This window comes from Streptomyces sp. NPDC005574 (assembly GCF_040605435.1).
Lineage (GTDB): Bacteria > Actinomycetota > Actinomycetes > Streptomycetales > Streptomycetaceae > Streptomyces.
The window spans coordinates 1-21,374 of sequence record NZ_JBEXCW010000045.1; the positions used below are offsets into that span (position 1 = coordinate 1).

The 21,374-nt window shown below is 73.4% G+C and carries 15 protein-coding genes; 9 read left to right on the top strand and 6 right to left on the bottom strand.

The genetic code is table 11. The annotated features are described in order from the left end of the window. On the top strand, positions 1-235 hold a 235-nt coding region (locus tag ABZT03_RS25705; RefSeq protein ID WP_356043065.1), incomplete at its 5' end, for a hypothetical protein. Here ABZT03_RS25705 and ABZT03_RS25710 read toward each other — a convergent pair. After that, the gene (locus ABZT03_RS25710) at positions 172-621 is read right to left on the bottom strand and encodes a nitroreductase family deazaflavin-dependent oxidoreductase (protein ID WP_356043068.1); all 450 of its coding nucleotides are present in this window, start codon (positions 619-621) and stop codon (positions 172-174) included. The genes ABZT03_RS25705 and ABZT03_RS25710 overlap by 64 nt on opposite strands. Before the next feature lie 166 nt (positions 622-787). Further along, complete coding sequence (locus ABZT03_RS25715; RefSeq protein WP_356043071.1) at positions 788-1,420, bottom strand: LysE family transporter; 633 nt, start codon at positions 1,418-1,420, stop codon at positions 788-790. Positions 1,421-1,697: 277 nt separating this feature from the next. Between ABZT03_RS25715 and ABZT03_RS25720 the strand changes: the two genes are divergently transcribed. From ABZT03_RS25720 to ABZT03_RS25740, 5 genes are all read left to right on the top strand, one after another. Beyond that, positions 1,698-2,897 carry a cytochrome P450 gene (locus ABZT03_RS25720; protein ID WP_356043073.1) on the top strand — a complete coding sequence of 400 codons (1,200 nt, stop codon included), beginning with the start codon at positions 1,698-1,700 and terminating at the stop codon, positions 2,895-2,897. Positions 2,898-2,909: 12 nt separating this feature from the next. Beyond that, entirely contained in the window at positions 2,910-3,101 is a 192-nt protein-coding gene (locus ABZT03_RS25725; RefSeq protein ID WP_356043075.1) for a ferredoxin, read from the top strand. Between the two features lie 307 nt (positions 3,102-3,408). Next, positions 3,409-3,939 carry a flavoprotein gene (locus tag ABZT03_RS25730; protein ID WP_356043078.1) on the top strand — a complete coding sequence of 177 codons (531 nt, stop codon included), beginning with the start codon at positions 3,409-3,411 and terminating at the stop codon, positions 3,937-3,939. Between the two features lie 130 nt (positions 3,940-4,069). Then, positions 4,070-5,038 carry an aldo/keto reductase gene (locus ABZT03_RS25735; protein WP_356043080.1) on the top strand — a complete coding sequence of 323 codons (969 nt, stop codon included), beginning with the start codon at positions 4,070-4,072 and terminating at the stop codon, positions 5,036-5,038. A gap of 465 nt (positions 5,039-5,503) precedes the next feature. Beyond that, positions 5,504-7,345 (top strand): RICIN domain-containing protein, encoded by a 1,842-nt coding sequence (locus ABZT03_RS25740; protein WP_356043083.1) that lies wholly within the window; start codon positions 5,504-5,506, stop codon positions 7,343-7,345. 64 nt (positions 7,346-7,409) lie between these two features. Here ABZT03_RS25740 and ABZT03_RS25745 read toward each other — a convergent pair whose 3' ends face one another. The 3 genes from ABZT03_RS25745 to ABZT03_RS25755 form a co-directional block, all read right to left on the bottom strand. Next, on the bottom strand, positions 7,410-8,666 hold the full coding sequence (locus ABZT03_RS25745) for an SLC13 family permease (RefSeq protein ID WP_356043188.1): 1,257 nt from the start codon (positions 8,664-8,666) through the stop codon (positions 7,410-7,412). Positions 8,667-8,760: 94 nt separating this feature from the next. Next, positions 8,761-9,423, bottom strand: coding sequence for a DUF4232 domain-containing protein (locus ABZT03_RS25750; protein ID WP_356043084.1), 663 nt, complete (start codon positions 9,421-9,423; stop codon positions 8,761-8,763). Between the two features lie 121 nt (positions 9,424-9,544). Next, a complete protein-coding gene (locus tag ABZT03_RS25755) occupies positions 9,545-11,929 on the bottom strand; it encodes a SpoIIE family protein phosphatase (protein ID WP_356043087.1) in 2,385 nt (794 codons plus the stop codon). Positions 11,930-12,244: 315 nt separating this feature from the next. Here ABZT03_RS25755 and ABZT03_RS25760 point away from each other — a divergent pair, with 315 nt between their 5' ends. The 3 genes from ABZT03_RS25760 (at position 12,245) to ABZT03_RS25770 (ending at position 19,938) form a co-directional block, all read left to right on the top strand. Further along, complete coding sequence (locus tag ABZT03_RS25760) at positions 12,245-15,334, top strand: glycoside hydrolase family 2 TIM barrel-domain containing protein (RefSeq protein ID WP_356043089.1); 3,090 nt, start codon at positions 12,245-12,247, stop codon at positions 15,332-15,334. Between the two features lie 180 nt (positions 15,335-15,514). Beyond that, positions 15,515-17,761, top strand: a complete 2,247-nt coding sequence (locus ABZT03_RS25765; RefSeq protein ID WP_356043092.1) for a glycoside hydrolase family 9 protein — start codon at positions 15,515-15,517, stop codon at positions 17,759-17,761. A 566-nt stretch (positions 17,762-18,327) separates the two neighbouring features. Continuing rightward, entirely contained in the window at positions 18,328-19,938 is a 1,611-nt protein-coding gene (locus ABZT03_RS25770) for an RICIN domain-containing protein (RefSeq protein WP_356043095.1), read from the top strand. Positions 19,939-19,969: 31 nt separating this feature from the next. Here ABZT03_RS25770 and ABZT03_RS25775 read toward each other — a convergent pair whose 3' ends face one another. Then, positions 19,970-21,139 (bottom strand): lactate 2-monooxygenase, encoded by a 1,170-nt coding sequence (locus ABZT03_RS25775; RefSeq protein ID WP_356043097.1) that lies wholly within the window; start codon positions 21,137-21,139, stop codon positions 19,970-19,972. Positions 21,140-21,374: the final 235 nt, after the last annotated feature.

The window sequence follows — 21,374 nt, forward strand, 5'->3', positions numbered from 1 at the left end:
CGGCTGCACCGCGACCCTGATCGTCGTCCTACTCGCGGTACAGCGCCGCCTCCTCGTCGAACAGGGCCTGCTGCTCGCCCTCCTCCGCCTTGCGCCGCACCGGCCGGTCCGGCGTTCCGCCGGACCGGTCCCGGCCCGTGTCGCACGGCGCCCGGACCGGCCGGCGCCCGGTCAGCTCCCGTCGACCGGTTCGAGCACGAAGACCGGGATCTCCCGGTCGGTGTTCTTCTGGTAGTCGACGTAGGTCGGGTATGCCTCGACGGCACGCGCCCACCACTCGTCCTTCTCCGCGCCGGTGACCTCACGGGCCGTCATGTCCCGCTTCACCGGGCCGTCCTGGAGCTCGACCAGCGGGTTCGACTTGATGTTGAAGTACCACACGGGGTGCTTGGGCGCCCCACCCAGCGAGGCGACGACGGCGTACCGGCCCTCGTGCTCCACGCGCATCAGCGGCGTCTTGCGGATCTTGCCGCTCTTGGTGCCCAGTGTCGTCAGCACGATCACCGGCAGGCCCGTGTCCATGAGGGTCGTTCCCTCGGTGCCTCCGGAGCTCTCGTACAGCTCCACCTGGTCACGCACCCACTGCGTCGGACTGGGTTCGTACTCGCCCTCGAGAGGCATGGCATCCGTCCCATCGTCATGTGTTCCGGTCGGCTCGCACCGGTGGCAACACCGGCACGTCCATGATTCATCCGTACCGCCCTGACGCAGTTCGACACCCGCCACTTCGGCCACCGCCCGCCGGGCGGCCGAAACCGGGCGCCCGCATTCCGCCAGGCGCACGGCCTCACGAGGGCGCCACCGTCATCCGTACGGCCAGCGCCGCGATCACTCCGCTCGACACCAGCGCCGTGACCAGCCGTCCCCGGCGTCCGGTGAGTGCCCGGCCGAGCAGGGCGCCGCTCCCGGCGAGGCTCACCTGCCAGCTCGCGGACGCCGCGAAGGCCGCGAGGACGAACACGCCCTGCTCCAGCGGCCGTTCCGAGCCGGCGGAGCGGGTGCCGAGCACCAGGGCCGCGAAGTAGACCACCGTCGTGGGATTGAGCAGGGTGAGGGCGAGCAGCCCGCCGTACGCCCGCGCCGGGCCCGGCGGCGGCGGATCGGTCCGCGTGGCCGTGCGGTGGTGGCGATACCGGCGTACGGCCGTGCTCGCGCCCCGGGTCGCCAGCGCGAGCAGCACCGCGGCGGACGCCCAGCGCAGCGGGTCCAGGAACGGCCGCAGCACGGGGGCCAGGGCGGACCCTCCGACGCACGCCACCAGGGCGTACAGCCCGTCGGCGGTCGCCACTCCGAGGGCGGCGCAGACGCCGGTGCGCAGGGACGTGCGGGCGGTGAGGGAGACGAGGTAGGTCGCGACCGCGCCGACCGGCACGGCGATGCCGTAGCCCGCGAGCAGTCCCGCGAGGAGCGCGGCGGTCATGACCGCGGCGGCATCGGCCCTCGCGGTCGGCCGGCCTGCTGTCGGCCGCGCACCGGACCGGTGACGACGGCGGTCGGCAGCAGCGGGGCGGGGTTCGTGGACATGGCCAGATCCTGCTGCCGAAAGCCGTGCCGTCACAACCGTATTTCCGCGGAAGCGGCGACCCCCGGCCAGATCGCCCGCGCCACCGATCTGGCCGAACATCGCGTCCCCTCATAGATGCCCCGGGCATCTAATGAGGATCTGCACGACGCACCCTTCGTCTGCGAGGTCTGCCATGACGGAAACGGAACCCGTCGCCTACCCCCAGGACCGGACCTGTCCCTACCACCCGCCGGCCGCCTACGACCCGCTGCGCACCGACCGCCCGCTGACCCGGATCGCGCTCTACGACGGCCGTCCGGCCTGGCTGGTCAGCGGACACGCCGTCGCCCGCGCCCTGCTGGCCGACCAGCGGCTGTCCACCGACCGCACCCGCCCCGGCTTCCCGGCGACCACCGAGCGCTTCGCCGCCGCCCGCAACCGGAAGGTCGCCCTGCTCGGCGTGGACGATCCCGTGCACCGCGACCAGCGCCGGATGATGATCCCGGCCTTCACCCTCAAGAAGGCAACCGCGATGCGTCCGGAGATCCAGCGCATCGTGGACGAGCGGCTCGACGCGATGATCGCGCAGGGGCCGCCCGCCGACCTCGTGCCGGCCTTCGCGCTGCCCGTGCCGTCGATGGTGATCTGCGCGCTGCTCGGTGTGCCCTACGCCGACCACGCGTTCTTCGAGGGGGAGACCCGCCGGCTCCTTCGCGGCCCGACGGGCGCCGACACCCTGGACGCGCGGGACCGGCTGACCGCCTACTTCGAGGAGCTGATCGACCACAAGCAGAAGCAGCCGGAGCCGGGCGACGGCCTGCTGGACGAACTCGTCCACCAGCGGCTGCGGAAGGGCACGCTGGAGCGCGCCGAGGTCGTCTCGCTGGCGACCATCCTGCTGGTCGCCGGACACGAGACGACCGCCAACATGATCTCCCTCGGCACCTACACCCTGCTGCGGCACCCCGAACGGCTCGGCGAACTGCGGGCCGACCCCGCGCTGCTGCCCGCCGCGGTCGAGGAGCTGATGCGGATGCTGTCGATCGCCGACGGGCTGCTGCGGACGGCCACCGAGGACATCGAGGCGGGCGGCGCGACGATCCGCGCAGGGGACGCCGTGGTCTTCGCCACCTCGGTGATCAACCGCGACGAGGACGCCTACCCCGACCCGGACTCCCTCGACTGGCACCGGCCGGCCCGCCATCACGTCGCGTTCGGCTTCGGCATCCACCAGTGCCTGGGCCAGAACCTGGCCCGAGCCGAACTGGAGATCGCCCTGCGCACCCTCCTCACCCGGCTGCCCGCGCTGCGCCTGGCCGCCCCGGCGCAGGAGATCCCCTTCAAGCCCGGCGACACCATCCAGGGGATGCTGGAGCTCCCCGTGACCTGGTAGGAGGCCCCGGCCGTGCACATCGACATCGACAGGGACGCCTGCATCGGCGCCGGCCAGTGCGCGCTGACCGCCCCGGGCGTCTTCACCCAGGACGACGACGGCCTCAGCGCCCTGCTGCCCGGCGGCCAGGACCCGCCCCGCGACCCGATGCTGCGGGAGGCCGCCAGAGCCTGCCCGGTCAGGGCCATCACCGTGTCCGGCTAGTGCCGTGACCGGAAAGGTTTGCCGGGAAGCTCGCGGCGTCCGGTGCGGTGCGTCGCGAGGCGGAGCATCGCCCGCGTACTGGATGTACCCGGGTGATGCGACAACGCGGCGTGGGGGTACCCCCGGCCGAAGGCTGGGGGAGTGCCGTGCCGGGCGTCGCGAGACGGTGAACCTTTCCGGTCACGGCACTTGGAGCTGTCAGGCCGACCAGGGTGGAGGAAGGCGGCGGGGCCTGCCCCACCTGGCGTCTGCGCCGCGACCGGCCGGACAGCTCCTGGGCCGGTCCGGCCGCGCATAGGGTTCCCGCGTGAGCACTCCGGACGCGAAGCCCTTCCTCTACGTCGTCGTCTGCGCCGCGGGCATCGCCGCGGACGTCGGCGAGCTGATCACCGCGGCCCACCAGGACGGCTGGGACGTCGGCGTGTTCGCGACGCCCGTCGCCCTGGCCGGCGGGTTCCTCGATGTCGCCGCCGTCCAGGAGCGGACCGGCCGGCCCGTCCGCTCCGCGTGGCGCACGCCCGGCGATCCGCGCCCCTTCCCGCCCCCGGACGCCGTCGTGGCCGCCCCGGCGACCTTCAACACGGTCAACAAGTGGGCGGCCGGCCTGGCAGACACCCTCGCCGTGGCCACCCTGTGCGAGGCGTACGGACTGGGTGTTCCCGTCGCCGTCCTGCCGTGCGTGTCCGGCGCGCTGGCCGCCCATCCCGCCTACCAGGACAGCCTGATACGGCTGCGCGGGATGGGTGTCCGGTTCGGCGAGCCGTACTCGGGCGAGCCGGCGGCGGACGGCGGGCGGCCGGACTTCGGCTGGGCACGGGCGCTGGATCTGCTCGGGTGAGGCGGGCGGCCGCCGGGAGCGCGAGAAAACGCCGTGGGCGGGCAGGTGTGCCCGACCGGACGCGGGAGACCCGCACCCGGCCGCGCCGTAGGCTCGCGGGCACATCCCCCCGAAGGCAGGAGCAGCAACGATGCAGTACGTGAAGCTCGGTTCGACGGGCCTGGACGTGTCGCGGATCTGTCTGGGCTGCATGTCCTACGGCCTGCCCGACCGCGGCACGCACGAGTGGACCCTCGACGAGGAGGCCTCGCGTCCGCTGATCCGGCAGGCGCTGGAGGCCGGCATCACCTTCTTCGACACCGCGAACGTCTACTCCGACGGCACCAGCGAGGAGATCGTCGGCAAGGCGCTCCGCGACTTCGCCGACCGCGACGAGATCGTGCTCGCGACGAAGGTGCACGGCCGGATGCGCCCCGGGCCCAACGGCGGCGGCCTGTCCCGCAAGGCGATCATGACCGAGATCGACCACAGCCTCGGCCGCCTCGGCACGGACCACGTCGACCTCTACCAGATCCACCGCTTCGACCCGCACACCCCGGTCGAGGAGACGATGGAGGCGCTGCACGACCTGGTGAAGGCGGGAAAGGTGCGCTACATCGGGGCGAGTTCCATGTACGCCTGGCAGTTCTCCAAGATGCAGTACACCGCCGAGCGGCACGGCTGGACGAAGTTCGTGTCCATGCAGAACCACTACAACCTCCTCTACCGCGAGGAGGAGCGCGAGATGCTGCCGCTGTGCGCGGACCAGGGCGTCGGCGTGCTGCCCTGGAGCCCGCTCGCCCGCGGCCGCCTCACCCGGGACTGGGACACCGTCACCGAGCGCAGCGCGCGCGACGACTTCGGCAGCCGGCTCTACCAGGAGGGGGACCGGACCGTCGTCGAGGCCGTCACCCGTATCGCCGCGGACCGGGGCGTCCCGCGCGCCCAGGTCGCCCTCGCCTGGCTGCTGCACCAGGACACGGTGGCGGCGCCGATCGTCGGCGCGGGCCGGCCGGGGCACATCGAGGACGCGGTGGCCGCCGTCGAACTGCGGCTCGGCGAAAAGGAGATCGAGGAGCTGGCGCGGCCCTACACCGTGCGTCCCGTCGCCGGCCACTGAACCGGGCATACCGCGGACACCGGGCCGCCGCCCAATGGTTGGGGCGAGGCCCGGTGAGCCGGTCTGACCTGCGGTGCGGGGCCCGTGCAATGGTTTCGGCCGAGGTGGCGCGAACCCGCCTGGATAACGTTTCCGATTACCGGCCCGATACAACGGCATTCGATTCCCGGGCCGTATTGACGCTTTGTCGAACATCTCCGGTCCCCGCGCATTGCGCAAAACCGGGGGACCGCTTGTTCCATCCCGCTGACCTGTGTAAAGGTGTGCGTTGTCGGCGCACGGGCCAGTACTTTTCCGCCGTGCGCGCGAGGCTCCTCCCGTTCGCCCCCCGCGCTTCAAAAGAGCCGCCCCAGGCGGGCGTTCGAGATGCCGAATCCTGTACGCAAGGACCCGTCGCATCCTCGACAGGTCCGCATACCCATTGGTATGGACTTTATGTCGCATGCCCTCGGGAGGAATGCCGCTGTGAATGACGCAGGCCTGTCGAATTCCCCGACTCCCGCCCGCCCGTCCGACGCCACGGACGAGGAACTGAGCGCGGAGCTCAAGAAGTGGACGGGGACGACGCCCGCGCTGCAACCGGTCGGTGAACTCCTCGACCGGCACTGGGAAGCGGCCTTCGCCTACGCCCGGCTGTGCACCGACGGCCCCCGCCCCGCCGGCATGCTCACCACCGCGGCCTTCACCCGGCTCTTCGGCGAGTCACTGCGCCACAACGGGCCGACGGCCGCCTGGCGGCCCCAACTGCTGGTCACCGTGCGCCGCATAGCCGCCGAATGGGACGGCGACCACCGGCGCGAGGGACTCCACCAGGAGCTGCGGGCGGAGGGCGGCGGCGACCGCCTGGCGGCCCGGCTGCTGCCGCCGGCCGGCCGGCGCCTGCTGTCGGGGGCGTTCCAGCGGCTGCCGCAGTCGGCGCGCTGCGTGCTGTGGCACACCGAGGTGGAGTCCGAACCGCTCTCCGTGCCCGCCGCGCTGCTCGGCCTCGGCGAGGAGGACGCGGCCGTCGAACTGCGCCGGGCCCGCGAGCGGCTGCGCGACGAGTGCCTCCAGGTCCACCGTGAGCTGGCCCCCGAGCAGGAGTGCCGGCACTATCTGCGGCTGCTGGACGTCACCTACCGGCGTGGCGGCGTGGACCTCGACCAGGACCTGCGCGCCCACCTCGACCGGTGCAGGCACTGCCGTCACACCGCCGACCAGCTCGACCAGTTCAACGGCGACCTCGGCACCGCACTCGCCGAGGCGGTGCTCGGCTGGGGCGCCCGCGCCTACGTCGAGGCCAGGGCCGGCAGCCCCGAGGACCTCGCGGACGCGGCCGGAGCCGCACGGCCCGCCTTCCCCGGCGAGGCGTTCCCCACCGTCCCCTCCGGCCCGCGCCACGGCTCCCGCCGCTCGGCCCACAAGGCCGCCCGCCGCGCCGCCGCGCGCCGCCGCAACGTCGCCGCCGCGGCCCTGACGGTGAGCGCGCTGATCGTGCTGCCCCTGGTCCTGTGGTCGGCGCTCTCCCCCTCCGGCGGCTCCTCACCGAGCGGCGGGACCAAGCCCTCGGACGCCACCGGCGCCAAGGCGGGCACCGCGAGCGGCAGACCCACCTGGGCCGGCGCCGCGGAGGCCGCGAAGGGCGACCTCCAGGGCAGGCTGCACAACGTCGCCTCGGGCCTCTGCGTCGGCGTCGTCGGCAAGAAGGCCGTCACCGGCGCCGAGGCCGAACTCACCGACTGCACCTCGGCGGCGGGCCAGCAGTGGTCGTACGAGACCGACGGACTGCTGCGCAGCATCGCGGACCCCGGCCTGTGCCTGGACTCGCACCTCGGCTACTCGGTGCGTCTCGCCCCGTGCACGGGCGGCAGGACGGCCGCCAAGAGCATCCGCTACGACTTCACGCTCCAGGGCACGCTCGTGCCGCGCTGGAACCAGGACCTGGCCCTGGCCCCGGCCGCCACCGACGGCGGCGGCGCGCTGGTCGTGAAGAACCGCGACGACGGCACCGAGCAGCACTGGGTGTTCGACACGTCCAAGACCGACCTCCAGATGAAGGTGGTCAACTGGGACGCGAACGGCGTCACCTCGTCGGCGCCGGTCGTCACCCCCACGCCCGAGTCCGTGAAGAAGGCCGCGCCGAAGCCCTCCGCGACCCCGTCCGCGCAGCCCTCGACGCCGACGCCGACGGCCTCCGCCTCCACCGGCGCTCCTTGCTACGGGTACTTCTGCTCGTCGAACGGCCAACCGGGGTACGGCGGCGGCTATGGCGGCGGATACGGCGGCGGGTACGGGTACGGCGGTGGCTACGGCGGCGGAGGCCGCTGACCGCAGACGGCCGCTCAGGTCCCGAGGCCGCTCAGGTCCCGAGGACGCTCAGGTCCAAGGACGCTCAGGTCCCGAGGACCTGGAGCGACGCCCACAGCGCGAGGACGGCGGCGAGCAGGGAGGCCGGCACCGCGAGCAGGCCCAGCCCGGTGAACTCCTTGAGGTCGACGCCGTGTCCGTGCCCGTGCACGATGCGCCGCCACAGCAGGGTGGCCAGCGACCCGGCATAGGTCAGGTTCGGGCCGAGGTTCACTCCGAGCAGCACCGCGAGGACCGCGCCCGGCCCGGCTGCCGCGGTCAGCGGCAGCAGCACCAGTACCGCGGGCAGGTTGTTGATCAGGTTCGCCAGTACGGCGGCGAGCGCGGCGATGCCGAGCAGCGCGACCAGGCCGGTCCCCTCCGGCAGCACGTGCCGCAGCGCGTCGGCGAGCCCGTTGTCGACCACCGCCCGCACCACGATCCCGAGCGCGAGCACGAACGCCAGGAACGACGGGGCCGCCGCCCGCACCACCGTGAGCGGTGTGGCCCGCCGCCGCACCAGGGCGCGTCCGGCCAGCACCAGCGCCCCGGCCGCCGCGGCCCAGGCCGGGTCGACGCCCACCGCCGACGCCACCACGAAGCCGGCGAGCGTGCAGCCCACGGTGACGAGCGCGAACAGGGGCAGCGGGGGTGTGTCGACGGGGGCGGGGGAGTGGTCGGACGCCGTCAGGTCCCGGCGGAAGAATCGCCGGAAGATCGCGTACTCCGCTCCGATCGCGACCAGCCAGGGCAGCACCATGAGGGCCGCGAACCGGGTGAAGCTCAGCCCGCTCGCCGCGAACGCCAGCAGGTTGGTGAGGTTGGAGACGGGCAGCAGCAGCGAGGCCGAGTTCGACAGGTGCGCGCAGGCGTAGACGTGCGGGCGGGCCCGCACCCCCATGCGGGTGGCGGTGGCGAACACCACCGGCGTCAGCAGCACCACCGTGGCGTCCAGGCTGAGGACCGCGGTGATCACCGAGGCCAGTACGAACACCGAGGTCAGCAGGCGGGTCGGGGAACCGGCCGCGCGGCGGGCCATCCACGCGCCGCACGCCTGGAAGAGCCCCTCGACATCGCAGAAGTGGGCCAGCACCAGCACGGCGGCGAGGAAGCCGATCACCGGTCCGAGCTGCTCGGCCTCCGCGCGGACGTGGTCCAGGGAGATCACCCCGGACACCACGGCCACCCCCGCGGCGGGCACGGCCACCACGGCCTCGGGCCAGCCGAAGGGCCGCACCACGGCCCAGGCGAGGACGGCGACGAGGAGCGCCACGGACAGGGCTTCGGCGAGCGCGGTGTTCAGGGCTGGTCCTTCGTACGTCGAGCAGGTGGTCCCCGGCCATCAAAGCAGGCCGCGGTAAGAACTCAGCGAGGCGTCCCGCCGTGTCCGGCGGGTGTCAGGAGCCGGTGCCGGCGTCGAACACCGTCAGGACGACCGTCGACGCGTTGCCCGCGACGGGTACCGGACCGCCCGTCCAGGCCACCTTCAGCGGGTCCCGCTCGTCCGGCGGGGTCACCAGCACGGCCGCGGGCGTGGCCGAGCGCGCCTCGCTGACCTCGGGGTTGGCGAAGGACATCCCCGCCCACGCGCTGTCGCCCGGGGCGAGCGCGACGGTGCTCGGGGTGCCCTCGGACCGCTTCGGGTCCGGCCCCAGCCGTCCGCCCGACGCGTCGAGGAAGGCGGCGCCCGGGTAGCCGCGCAGGGTGCAGGTCCGGTGGGCGGTGTTGGTCAGCACCAGGGGGAAGTTCTCCTGCCCGGCGCCCGGGTTGTTCCGGCCGACGGACGCGCGCAGTTCCGAGGTGTGGCAGCGGGAGGCGGAGGCTGACCCGGTAACCGAGGGCGTGCCGCTCGTGGCGGTCCCCGACTCGGTCGGGTCACCGCCACCGCCGTCGGCGGACGCGGACGCACTCGTGCTCGCAGGGGCCGACGCCGGTGGCGTGCTCGCGGCGCTCACGTCACCGTCGTCGCTCCCGCCGCCGCAGCCGGTCAGCAGACCCAGGACAGCGACCACGCCCGTGAGGAGGCCCGCCCGGTGCACGCGCGGTGACGTCTTCGCCATGTCGCTCCCACTCCTGGCCGGTCCGCCGCCTGCCGCGGCCGTGCCGGGGTCCCGGCACACGTCTACGACGACTGGTGCCCCGCCCGCGCCGATCCGATACCCGCGCGGCCGGTGTCGCGGCTCACTCCTCGAGGAGGGCGATCTCGGCCCAGATCGTCTTGCCGTCGGACGTGTGCCGGCTGCCCCAGCGCTCAGTGAGCTGGGCGACCAGCAGCAGACCGCGGCCGCCCTCGTCGAAGGTCTTGGCGCGGCGCAGGTGTGGGGCGGTGTGGCTGGTGTCGGACACTTCACAGATCAGGGTGGTCGCGTCGTGGATGAGCCGCAGCCGGATGGGGTGGGAGCCGTAGCGGATCGCGTTCGTCACCAGCTCGCTGACCACCAGCTCCGCCGTGAACGACGCCTCGCTCAGCGACCATCTGCCGAGCTGATCGACGACCTGCTTGCGGATGGGGGAGACGAGCGCCGGGTCGGCCGGGATGTCCCAGGTCGCCACCTGCGAGGGCGGCAGTCCCCGGGTGCGGGCCAGCAGCAGGGCCACGTCGTCGGCGGCGCCGCCCTGCGGGAGCAGCGCGTGCAGTACCCGGTCGCAGATCTCGTCGAGTGAGCCGGCGGGGGGCGCGAGAGACGTACGGAGCAGTTCGATGCTGTCGCCTGCCTCCCGCTCCCGGGCCTCGGTGAGCCCGTCGGTGTAGAGGGACAGCACGGTCCCCTCGGGCAGCTCGAACTCGGCCGACTCGAACGGCAGCCCGCCCAGGCCCAGGGCCGGCCCCGGGGGCAGCTCGACCTGTTCCGGCCGCCCCCCGGGGCGCGTCATCAGCGGCGCGGGATGTCCGGCCCGGGCCAGCGTGCAGCGCCGCGACACCGGGTCGTACACCGCGTAGAGGCAGCTCGCGCCGACCTCGCCGGGGCTGACCTCGCTGCCGGCCTCCGCGGACAGCCGTACGACGAGGTCGTCGAGGTGGGTGAGCAGTTCGTCGGGGGCCAGGTCGATGTCGGCCAGGGTGCGTACGGCGGTGCGCAGCCGGCCCATGGTCGCCGAGGCCTGGACGCCCCGGCCGACGACGTCACCGACGACCATGGCCACCCGCATGCCCGACAGCGGGATCACGTCGAACCAGTCGCCGCCCACGCCGGCTCGCGCGGCCGGCAGATAGCGCGAGGCCGCCTCGACGGCGGCCGTGCGCGGCAGGGTCCGGGGCAGCAGACTGCGCTGCAGGGCCAGGGCCGTCTCCCGCTCGCGGGAGTAGCGGCGGGCGTTGTCGATGCACACGGCGGCGCGGGCGGTGACCTCCTCCGCGAGCAGCACGTCGTCGGGGGTGAAGGTGCCGGGGCGCCGGAAGCGGGTGAGGACGGCGACCCCGAGGGTCAGGCCGCGGGCCCGGATCGGCACCGACATCGTCGAGTGGATGCCGTACTCCTTGATCCGCTGGGCGCGTGCCTTGTCCCAGGAGAGCCATTCGGTGAGGTCGTCGGTGTCGGTGGACGCCACGATGGTGTGTCCCGCCAGCAGCGAGTCGGCCTGCGGCGAGGAGGCGGGGTAGACGTCCACCTGGCCGAGCTGGGCCACGGCCTCGGGGGCGCCCGGGTTGACCGACCGGTGTGCGGACCGGCGCAGGCGGACCGGCAGCGTGGGCGGGCCGCTGAAGGGGTCGCCGCCGGGCTCGGCGGGGTCCAGCAGGTCGATGCTGACGAAGTCGGCGAGGGCGGGCACGCAGACGTCGGCCAGTTCCTGGGCCGTCCGGGTGACGTCGAGGGTGGTACCGATGCGGACGCTCGCCTCGTTGACGAGCTGGAGCCGCTCGCGCGCCAGGTGCTGCTCGGTGAAGTCGTGCACCGTGACGCTCACGCCCAGGACCCGCCCCGCCGGGTCGAGGACCGGCGCCATGCGGGCCAGCCAGGCGTTGACGCCGTTGTCGCCGCCCACCTCCACATACGTCCGCACGTCGTGTCCCCGGCCACTGGTGAGCACCTCGTGCAGATGCCGTTCGCTCTCCGCCGTCTGGGGTCTGCCGCTCATCTCGGGCAGGCGCAGTCCCCGCACCCGCTCCTCCGGGAGCCCGATGATCTCCTCCATGGCCGCGTTGATCCTGCGCAGCCTCAGCCGGTCGTCGTAGATCGCCAGGGCGCAGGGGGACTGGACGAGCGCGGCGGTCTCCAGCAGGTCGTCGGGTGCGCGCGGGCCGTCGCCCTCCAAGGGGGTGAGCAGGAGCCAGCTGCCGGGGACCCCGTCGGCGGGCGGTCTGCGGTGGGCGAGCAGCCACACGGTCTCCGTGCCGCCGTTGTGGTGACGCAGGGTGAGGACTCCGTCCCAACGGCGTCCGCCGGGCACGCCGTCCGCGCGGTGGTCACCGTCGGCCAGGAGCCGGGCGGCCGGACGGCCCACGACGTCGGCGGCGGACCAGCCCAGCAGGCGCCGTGCGCCCGCGCTCCACTCGACGAGTACGCCGTCGTCGTCCACGACGGCCCGCGCGGTCGCGGCTTCATCGAACGGGTACTCCAGGCTCATCCTCGCCACTCCATCGCGCACTCACAGTGAACAGGCGCGTCACCTGGGCACCAGCGTAGTGGGTCGTGCACCCGCGCGTTCGGTGAACCCTGTGCGTGCGGTGTGCGGCGAGCATCACCCGGTCAAGGGGGAATTTCGGCCGTTGTGGCGTCCGGGACAGAAGCGGTGCTCCGCACCCTTGACGGCCGCGCGTGGCACACCGTCAGAATCTGTTTGTTCGCGATGAGTTGTGATTGCTTCTGGTTCCCGGTGGGGGTCGATGGCTCCTGAAGGTTTCCGAAGATCCCTGTAGGTCCCTGATGAGGGAGAGCCGCCATGACGGTCACGCGCAGATCGGTCCTGATCGCCTCCACGGCCGCTCCCGCGGCCGGCACGCTCCTGGGCGCGCACGCCGCGTCCGCCGCCGGTGCGGACCCGGGCGGCCGCAGCACGGTCGCGCTGCGCGACGGCTGGCGCTTCGCGCTGGTCGACCCGGGCGGGATCACCGACCCGACCGGCGCCTACGCGGGCGCCGCGGCCCCGGAGTACGACGACTCGGGCTGGCGCGAGGTCGCCGTCCCGCACGACTGGAGCATCGAGCAGACCCCGACCACCGAGCACGGCACCACCAGCGGCACCGGCTTCTTCCCCGGTGGCCTCGGCTGGTACCGCCTCGCGTTCACCCTGCCGCCCGCCCTGGCCGGCCGGCGGATCTCCGTGGAGTTCGACGGTGTGTACATGGACTCCACCGTCCACTGCAACGGCACCGAGGTGGGCCACCACCCCTACGGCTACACCGGCTTCGCCTTCGATCTCACCGCCCTGCTGCACACCGACGGCACCACCGAGAACGTCATCGCGGTCCGCGTGCAGAACCGGCTGCCCAGCAGCCGCTGGTACTCGGGCAGCGGCATCTACCGCGAGGCCCGCCTGGTGGTGACCGACCCGGTGCACGTGGAGCGCTGGGGCATCCAGGTCACGACGCCGGAGGTCACCGGCGAGCGGGCCGTGGTCCGGGTGCGGACCTGTGTGGTGAACGAGTCCGGCACACCGGGCCCGGTCGAGATCAGGTCGCGGATCAGGGGTCCGCACGGCCGCACCGTGGGCCGTACCGCCACCACGGTGGACGTCGGCGACCGGGCGACCGAGACCCACGAACTCGTCGTTGCGCGGCCCCGGTTGTGGGACTTCGCCGATCCCTGCCGTTACACCCTGGAGACCGAACTGCGCGTCGGCGGCCGGACCGTGGACACCTGCCGCACCCCCTTCGGCATCCGCACCTTCCGCTTCGACCCGGACGAGGGCTTCCACCTCAACGGTGTCCACGTCAAGATCCGGGGCGTCGACCTGCACCACGACCTGGGCGCGCTCGGCGCGGCGGTCAGCACCGACGCCGTCCGCAGACAGATGACCCTCATGAAGTCCATGGGCGTCAACGCCTTCCGCACCTCCCACAACCCGCCCTCCCCGGAGATGGTCCAGGTCTGCGAGGAACTCGGCATCGTGATGATGGTGGAGGCGTTCGACTGCTGGCGCACCGGCAAGACGCGGTACGACTACGGGCGGTTCTTCGACGAGTGGTGCGAGCGGGACGCGACCGAGATGGTGCTCGCGGCCCGCAACTCGCCCGCCGTGGTGCTGTGGTCCATCGGCAACGAGATCCCGGACTCCACCTCCACCGCCGGACTCGCCATGGCCGACCGGATCATCGCCGCGATCCGTGCCGCCGACGACACCCGCCCGCTCGTCATCGGCTCCGACAAGTACCGCCGGCCGCCCGCGAAGGGCTCGGCGGCGGACCTGATGCTGGCCAAGCTGGACGGCCTCGGCCTCAACTACAACACGGCCAAGTCCGTGGACGCCCTGCACCAGGCCTACCCGCACCTGTTCCTCTTCGAGTCGGAGTCGTCGTCGGAGACCTCGACACGGGGCGCCTACCAGGAGCCGCAGCACCTCAACACCGGCGAGAACCACACCCCGGGCAGACGCGCCACCTCGTCCTACGACAACAACCTCGCCTCCTGGACCATGAGCGGCGAGTACGGGCACAAGAAGGACCGGGACCGGAAGTGGTTCGCCGGGCAGTTCCTGTGGTCGGGCATCGACTACATCGGCGAGCCCACGCCGTACGACGTGTTCCCGGTGAAGGCGTCCTTCTTCGGCGCGGTGGACACCGCCGGGTTCCCCAAGGACATGTACCACCTCTTCCGCAGCCAGTGGACCGCGCGGCCCATGGTCCACCTGGTGCCCATGACCTGGAACCACGAGCCGGGCGACACGGTCGAGGTGTGGGCCTACAGCAACGTCGACACCGTCGAGCTGTTCCTCGACGGCACCTCCCTGGGCACCCGGACCTTCGACACCAAGCAGACCGTCGACGGCCGTAGGTACCTGGAGACCACCGAGGCCACCGGCGACGACAAGACCTTCACCGACGGCCCCCACCCCGGCAGTTACACCAGCCCCAACGGCAGCGCGGGCAAGCTCCACCTCACCTGGCACGTGCCGTTCTCCAAGGGCGAGTTGAAGGCCGTGGCGCGCCGGGGCGGCAAGGTGGTGGCCACCGACGTGCTGCGCACCGCCGGGGCCGCGCACGCCGTACGGCTGACCGCCGACCGAACCGCCCTGCCCGCGGACGGCCGTTCGCTGCTCTTCGTGACCGCCGAGGTCGTCGACGCCCACGGGGTGCCGGTGCCCGACGCCGAGGACCTCATCTCCTTCGCGGTGACGGGCGGTTGTCTCGCGGGAGTCGACAACGGCCGCCAGGAGAGCGCCGAGCGCTACCAGGCGAGCACGCGCACCGCCTTCCACGGCAGGGCGCTCGCCATCGTGCGGTCGGGCACCGCGCCGGGTGGCCTGAAGGTGTCGGCCCGCGCGGAGGGGCTGCGGGCGGCCACCGTGACCGTACGGACCACGCCCGCCCGTTCGGCCGCCGTGACGCCCGCGGCCGTGTTCGAGCCGGACCCTCCGGCGCCGGCGGACCACCCCCGCGCGGACGCCGGCTACTCCGGCCGGCCCGACACCCTGCCGGCCGCGATGCTCGACGGCGACCCGGCCACCGGCTGGTCCAACGCCTTCGCCAAGGCGGCCACCGCGCTGCTGCCCGCGTTCGCCGGCGCCCGGCCCGCGGACTGGGTGTCCGTCGACTGGGGACGGACCCGGAGCGTCGGCCGGGCCGAGATCTCCTTCACCGTCGACGCCACGCACAGCCGGCCCGCCTCGGTCGAGGCCGCCGTGTGGGACGGACACCGGTACGTGCCGGTCACCGGGGCGGCCGTCGACTGGGCCACCGCCTCGGACGCCCCGACGGTGCTGACCTTCGACGCGGTACGCGGCTCACGGCTGCGGCTGACGTTCACCAGCGCCCGGCCGGGCGAGGCCGACGGGGCGGTGCGCGTCAGCCGACTGGAGATCCCGGCGGGCTGAGAGGCCTGAGCGGCTGAGCGGCCTGAGCGGGCCGAGCGGCCAGGTCGGCGGTCCGGACGGCAACCAGTCCCGTCCGGACCGTTGACGGGGTGTCATGCCTGCAACAAACATGGGCCGCGTCCGCATCTGGGAGCGCTCCCACGGGAGCGTCACCCGCACCTCCCCCAGAGGAGCCCAGACGTGCAACGACGCAGAACCCCCGTGCTGGCCGCCCTGGCGGCCCTGCTGGGCGCGGCCCTCACCGCGCTGCCATCCGGACCGGCCGCCGCGGCGGAGACCGAGCAGGTCGTGAACGGCACCTTCGACACCACCACCGCCCCCTGGTGGACCACGCCCAACGTCACCGCCGGCCTGTCCGACGGGCAGCTGTGCGCGGACGTGCCGGGCGGCACCGCCAACCGCTGGGACGCCGCCGTCGGCCAGAACGACATCACCCTGGTGAAGGGGGAGTCCTACCGGTTCGCGTTCACCGCGAGCGGCTCGCCCGCCGGCCACCCGGTCCGCGCGATCGTGGGCCTGTCGGTGGCGCCGTACGACACCTACTTCGAGGTCACCCCCCAGTTGAGCGTGTCGGGCGACGCGTACTCCTACACCTTCACCTCGCCCGTCGACACCACGCAGGGCCAGGTCGCCCTGCAGGCAGGCGGCGGCGCCGACGCCTGGCACCTGTGCATGGACGACGTGTCCCTGCTCGGCGGCGTACCGCCCGAGGTGTACGAGCCGGACACCGGCCCGCGGGTGCGCGTCAACCAGGTCGCCTACCTGCCCGCCGGCCCGAAGAACGCGACCCTGGTCACCGCCGCCACCTCCCCGCTGCCCTGGCGGCTGAAGAACGGACGGGGCGCCGTGGTCGCCCACGGCCGGACCGTGCCCCGCGGCACGGACGCCTCCTCCGGACAGAACGTCCACTCGATCGACTTCGGCGGCTACCGAGGCCGCGGCGACGGCTTCACCCTGCTCGCCGACGGTGAGACGAGCCGCCCCTTCGGCATCGGCACGAGCGCCTACGAACGACTGCGCCTGGACGCCGTGAAGTACTACTACACCCAGCGCAGCGGCATCGCGATCCGCGACGACCTGCGCCCCGGCTACGGCCGGCCCGCCGGCCACCTCGACGCCGCGCCCAACCGGGGCGACCTGGACGTGCCGTGCGTTCCCGGCGGCTGCGACCACCGCCTCGACGTCTCCGGCGGCTGGTACGACGCCGGCGACCACGGCAAGTACGTGGTCAACGGCGGCATCGCCACCTGGGAGCTGCTCAGCACCTACGAACGGTCCCTGCTGGCCCGCACCGGTCACCCCGCGAAGCTGGGCGACGACACCCTCGCCATCCCCGAGAGCGGCAACAAGGTGCCCGACATCCTCGACGAGGCCCGCTGGGAGCTGGAGTTCCTGCTGAAGATGCAGGTGCCCGCCGGGCAGCCGGCGGCCGGCATGGTCCACCACAAGGTGCACGACGCGCAGTGGACCGGCCTCCCGCTGCTGCCGAGCGACGACCCGCAGCAGCGCGAGCTGCACCCGCCGAGCACCACGGCGACCCTGAACCTCGCGGCGACGGCCGCGCAGGCCGCCCGGCTGTACCGGCCCTACGACCGCCGGTTCGCCGCGAAGGCCCTGGCGGCCGCCCGTACCGCCTGGGCGGCGGCGCTCGCCCACCCCGACGTGTACGCCCCGGAGAGCGACGCCACCGGAGGCGGCGCCTACGCGGACTCCGACGCGAGCGACGAGTTCTACTGGGCGGCCGCGGAGCTGTATCTCACCACCGGCGAGAAGCAGTTCGCGGACCACGTCCTCGGCTCCCCGCTGCACACCGCCGACATCTTCGGGCCCCTCGGCCTCGACTGGAGCCGGACGGCCGCGGCGGGACGCCTGGACCTCGCCACGGTGCCCAGCGCCCTCCCCGGCCGGGACAAGGGCCGCCGTTCGGTCGTCCGCGCCGCCGACGGCTACCTCGCCACGCTCGCGGGACAGCCCTACGGCATGCCCTACGCCCCTGACGGCAACCGCTACGACTGGGGCTCCAGCCACCAGGTACTCAACAACGCGGTCGTCCTCGCCACCGCCTACGACGTCACCGGCGCCGCGAAGTACCGCGACGGCGCGGTGCAGAGCATGGACTACATCCTGGGCCGCAACGCGCTGAACATCTCCTACGTGACCGGATACGGCGAGGTCAACTCCCACCACCAGCACAGCCGTTGGTACGCCCGCGAACTGGACCCGGCCCTTCCCGACCCACCGGCCGGCACCCTCGCGGGCGGTCCCAACTCCGCGATCCAGGACCCGTACGCGCAGAGCAGACTCCAGGGCTGTGTCGGTCAGTTCTGCTACATCGACGACATCCAGTCCTGGTCGACGAACGAGACCGCGATCAACTGGAACGCGGCGCTGACCCGGATGGCGTCCTTCGTGGCGGACCAGGGATAGCCCGGCGGACGGCGGCGGCCCCGATGTCCACCGGGGCCGTCTTCTCGCGGACGCCCCGCCCCGGCCGGTACCGTCCCGGGCGCTCCGTGACCTGGCCTCCGCCGAGCGGGCGGGGGCGTCCTTCTCTCTGGGCCGCCGACCGAGGGCGGGAGGAACGGGGTCGGCGGCCCGTTTCGCGGGGGAGAGCCGCCGTCCCGCGCGGGGCCTTGTGAGAAGGGCCGCGTCCAGTGGACTACGCGGGGCCGGCCGCCGGGAGCGTGCGCGGCGCCCCGGCGGGTGCGCGCGATTCACACGGGGCGCGGTCCGCGGGCCCTTTTCCCACCCGGCCCATGGAATGCCGAAAGCCCGTACACCGATGGTCCGTTGGCTTCCCTCCCTGACTTTCTTTCAAAGCGGGGCAGGTTGCCCGAGTGCCTTGTTGGCCGTGAGTGACGTGTGCGAGGGTTGACCACCGTGCGGGGGGTAAAGCCCGGGTCGCATTCGTCCCGTGGGGAACCGGGCCGGAGGGACATCGGTGAATTCACGCTCCCCGCGTATCCCGTGCGTGTGGGAAAGGAATCCCTTCAGTGCCCACCCCCCACCCTTCTCGCCCGCCCCACCCTCCGCCCGGCGGTGTTCCCGGAGAATCCGACGAGAGCCTCGCCGCCCGGCTGAGAGGCCGCTCCGAGCAGGACGTGTCCGCCGCGGTCGCGCTGCTGATGGCCCGGCACTGGCAGGCGGCCCACTCCTACGCGGCCGGCTTTGTCGCCGCCCCGGAGGGTGCCGCCTCCCTGGTCACCGCGGCCGCCTTCCACCAGGTCCTCGACCGGCTCGCACTGGGCGAACCGGCGCTCGCCCTGCGCCCCCTGCTGCTGGTGGCCGTCCGCGACACGGCCGTGCGCTGGGCGGACGAGGAACGCGTGTCCGCGGTGCTGCCGGGCCTGGCGATGCCCTCTCGCGGCCGCGGTGACCGCATGGCCACGTCCGTGACTCCCGACCATCGCAAGCTGGCGGAGCGGTCGTTCCAGTCACTGCCCGGACCCGCCCGGTGCCTGCTGTGGCACACCGAGGTCGAAGGGGAGCCGGTAAACGTCCCGGCCGCTCTTCTCGGTATGGACACCGACATCGCCTCGGCCGCACGCGAACAGGCGCGCGATAAATTCCGCGAAGGTTGTGTACATGCCCATCGCGAACTCGCGCCGACGAAGGACTGCCGGTTCTACAACCGCCTTCTCGACGTCCCGATCCGGCGCGGCGGAGACCTGCTGCCGGATGTCCGGCAGCATCTGGACGCCTGCCCCTACTGCCGGCACGCCGCCGAACAACTGAGCCATTTCGACGGCGATCTGGGCCTCCTCATCGCCGAGGCGGTACTCGTCCGCAACGCCGGCCGGTACCTCGCGTCCCGCCGCACCGGGTCGCAGGAGCAGCCGCGCCCGCGCGCCGCCGCCCGGCACGGCCGGGGACGCCGGCGCGTGCTGCCGGGCATTCCGGGGCCCGGCCGGGGCGTCCCACCGGCCCTGCGGTCCTCGCGCGCGCTGCTGACCGGGGTCGGCCTGGCCTCCGTCGGGTTGCTGGTGAGCGTGCTGGTGGCCGGCCTGTGGTCGTCCGACGACGGCGCCGGCCCGGCCGCGTCCACCAGCGCGAGCGGCGGCAGAGGCGCCCAGGTCCCGCCCGCGGCCTCCTCCGCCTCGCCGGGCACCGCACAGCACCCGACCGCCTCGGGACGCACCCGGCTGCGCAACCTCGGCGCCGACCTGTGCCTCGACGTCCGCGGCGAGGTGACGGCCGGCGCCGGGACCGAACTCGCGGCCTGCTCGGCCGCCACGACCCAGCAGTGGTCGTACGGGAGTGACGGACTGCTGCGCACCGCCGCCGACCCCGATCTGTGCCTGGACTCCCGCGCCGACGCCGGGGTGGTCGTGCTCGGCACCTGCGCCGGCCAGAACACCGGGCGCGCCGACGACGTGCGCTACGACCTCACCGTGCGGGGCGAGTTGCTGCCCCGCCGGGATGAGGGGCTCGCCCTCACCTCCACCACCGAGGACCCGGGCGCCGACGCCGTCGTCAAGGTCCGTGACGGGTCCGCGGGCCAGCGCTGGCTGACCGAGTCCGTGACGGCCAGCCCGAGTTCGCTGTCGACCGCGAGCGGGGGGACGCCGTCCCTGCGGGCGGTCGAGCTCGCGAGAAGGGCCTGAAGCAAGGCCCGGCGCACGGTCCCGCGGGCGCTCAGCCCGCGTGCTCGCTGAGGTCCGCGGGGCCCACCGTGGCCGGCCCCGCGTGTCCGGACAGTGCGAGGGTGAGGTCCAGTTCGGCGAGCAGGCAGCGGATCACGTGCTCCACGCCGGACTGGCCGTCGAGGCCCAGCCCGTACACGTAGGGCCGGCCCAGGAGGACCGCCCGCGCTCCCAGGGCGAGCGCCTTGAACACGTCGTCACCGGTGCGTACGCCGCTGTCGAACAGGACGGTGAGCCGGTCGCCCACCGCCTCGGCGACCCGGGGCAGGGCGTCGGCCGCCGCGACCGAGCCGGCGACCTGGCGTCCCCCGTGGTTGGAGACCACCACGCCGTCCATCCCGGCGTCGGCGGCGAGCCGGGCGTCGTCCGGGTGCAGGACACCTTTGAGCACGATCGGGCCGTCCCAGTTCTCCCGCAGGAACGCCAGGTCCGGCCAGGTCTTGGCGGGGTCCGCGAACATGCCGACGAAGTGCATGACGGCCGCGTTCGGGTCCTCGTGCACCGGCTTCGCCAGCCCCGCCAGGAACGCCGGGTCGGAGAAGTAGTTGGCGGTGCCCACCCCGTGCAGGAACGGCAGGTACGCCTGGTCGAGATCGCGCGGCCGCCACGACAGCAGCGGTGTGTCCAGCGTGACGAACAGCGCCGTGAACCCGGCCGCCTTCGCCCGCCGCAGGAAGCTCCGGGCCACCTCCGGGTCCTTCGGCCAGTACAGCTGGAACCAGCGCTCCGCGTCCCCCATCGCCTCGGCCACCTGCTCCATCGGCGTGCTCGACGCGGAGGACAGGACGAAGGGCACGCCCTGCGCCGCCGCGGCCCGCGCGGCGGCCGGCTCGGCGTCCGGGTGCATGATCGACAGCACGCCCACCGGTGCCAGTGCCAGCGGGGCGGGCAGGGCGCGGCCCAGCACCTCGACCGACAGATCGCGTTCGTGCACGTCCCGCAGCATCCGCGGGACGATGCGACGGCGTTGCAGAGCGGCCCGGTTGGCGCGCGCCGTGCTCCCGTCACCGGCGCTGCCCGCGACATAGCCGACGGGGCCGGGACCCAGGCGCCGCTCGGTGAGCTCTTCCAGCCGGGTCAGGTCGGTCGGCAGCCGGGGGACCGCGCCCGACATCCCGTTCAGGTAGATCTCGTACTGGAAGTCCGCCCAGTGCTTGGCCATGCGTACGCCCCGCCTCTCGTCGTCGGGCGCGCGCCGCACCCGGCACACGCGCCGCACGCCGACGATACCGGGCGGTATGCCGGGCGGCGGATCAGGCCCCGGCCACCGATTCCCGCAGCACACGCGCCAGTTCACGCGGCTGGGAGATCATCGGCTGGTGGCTGGTGGCTGGTGGCTGGTGGCTGGTGGCTGGTGGCTGGTGGCTGGTGGCTGGTGGCTGGTGGCCGGCCGCGCC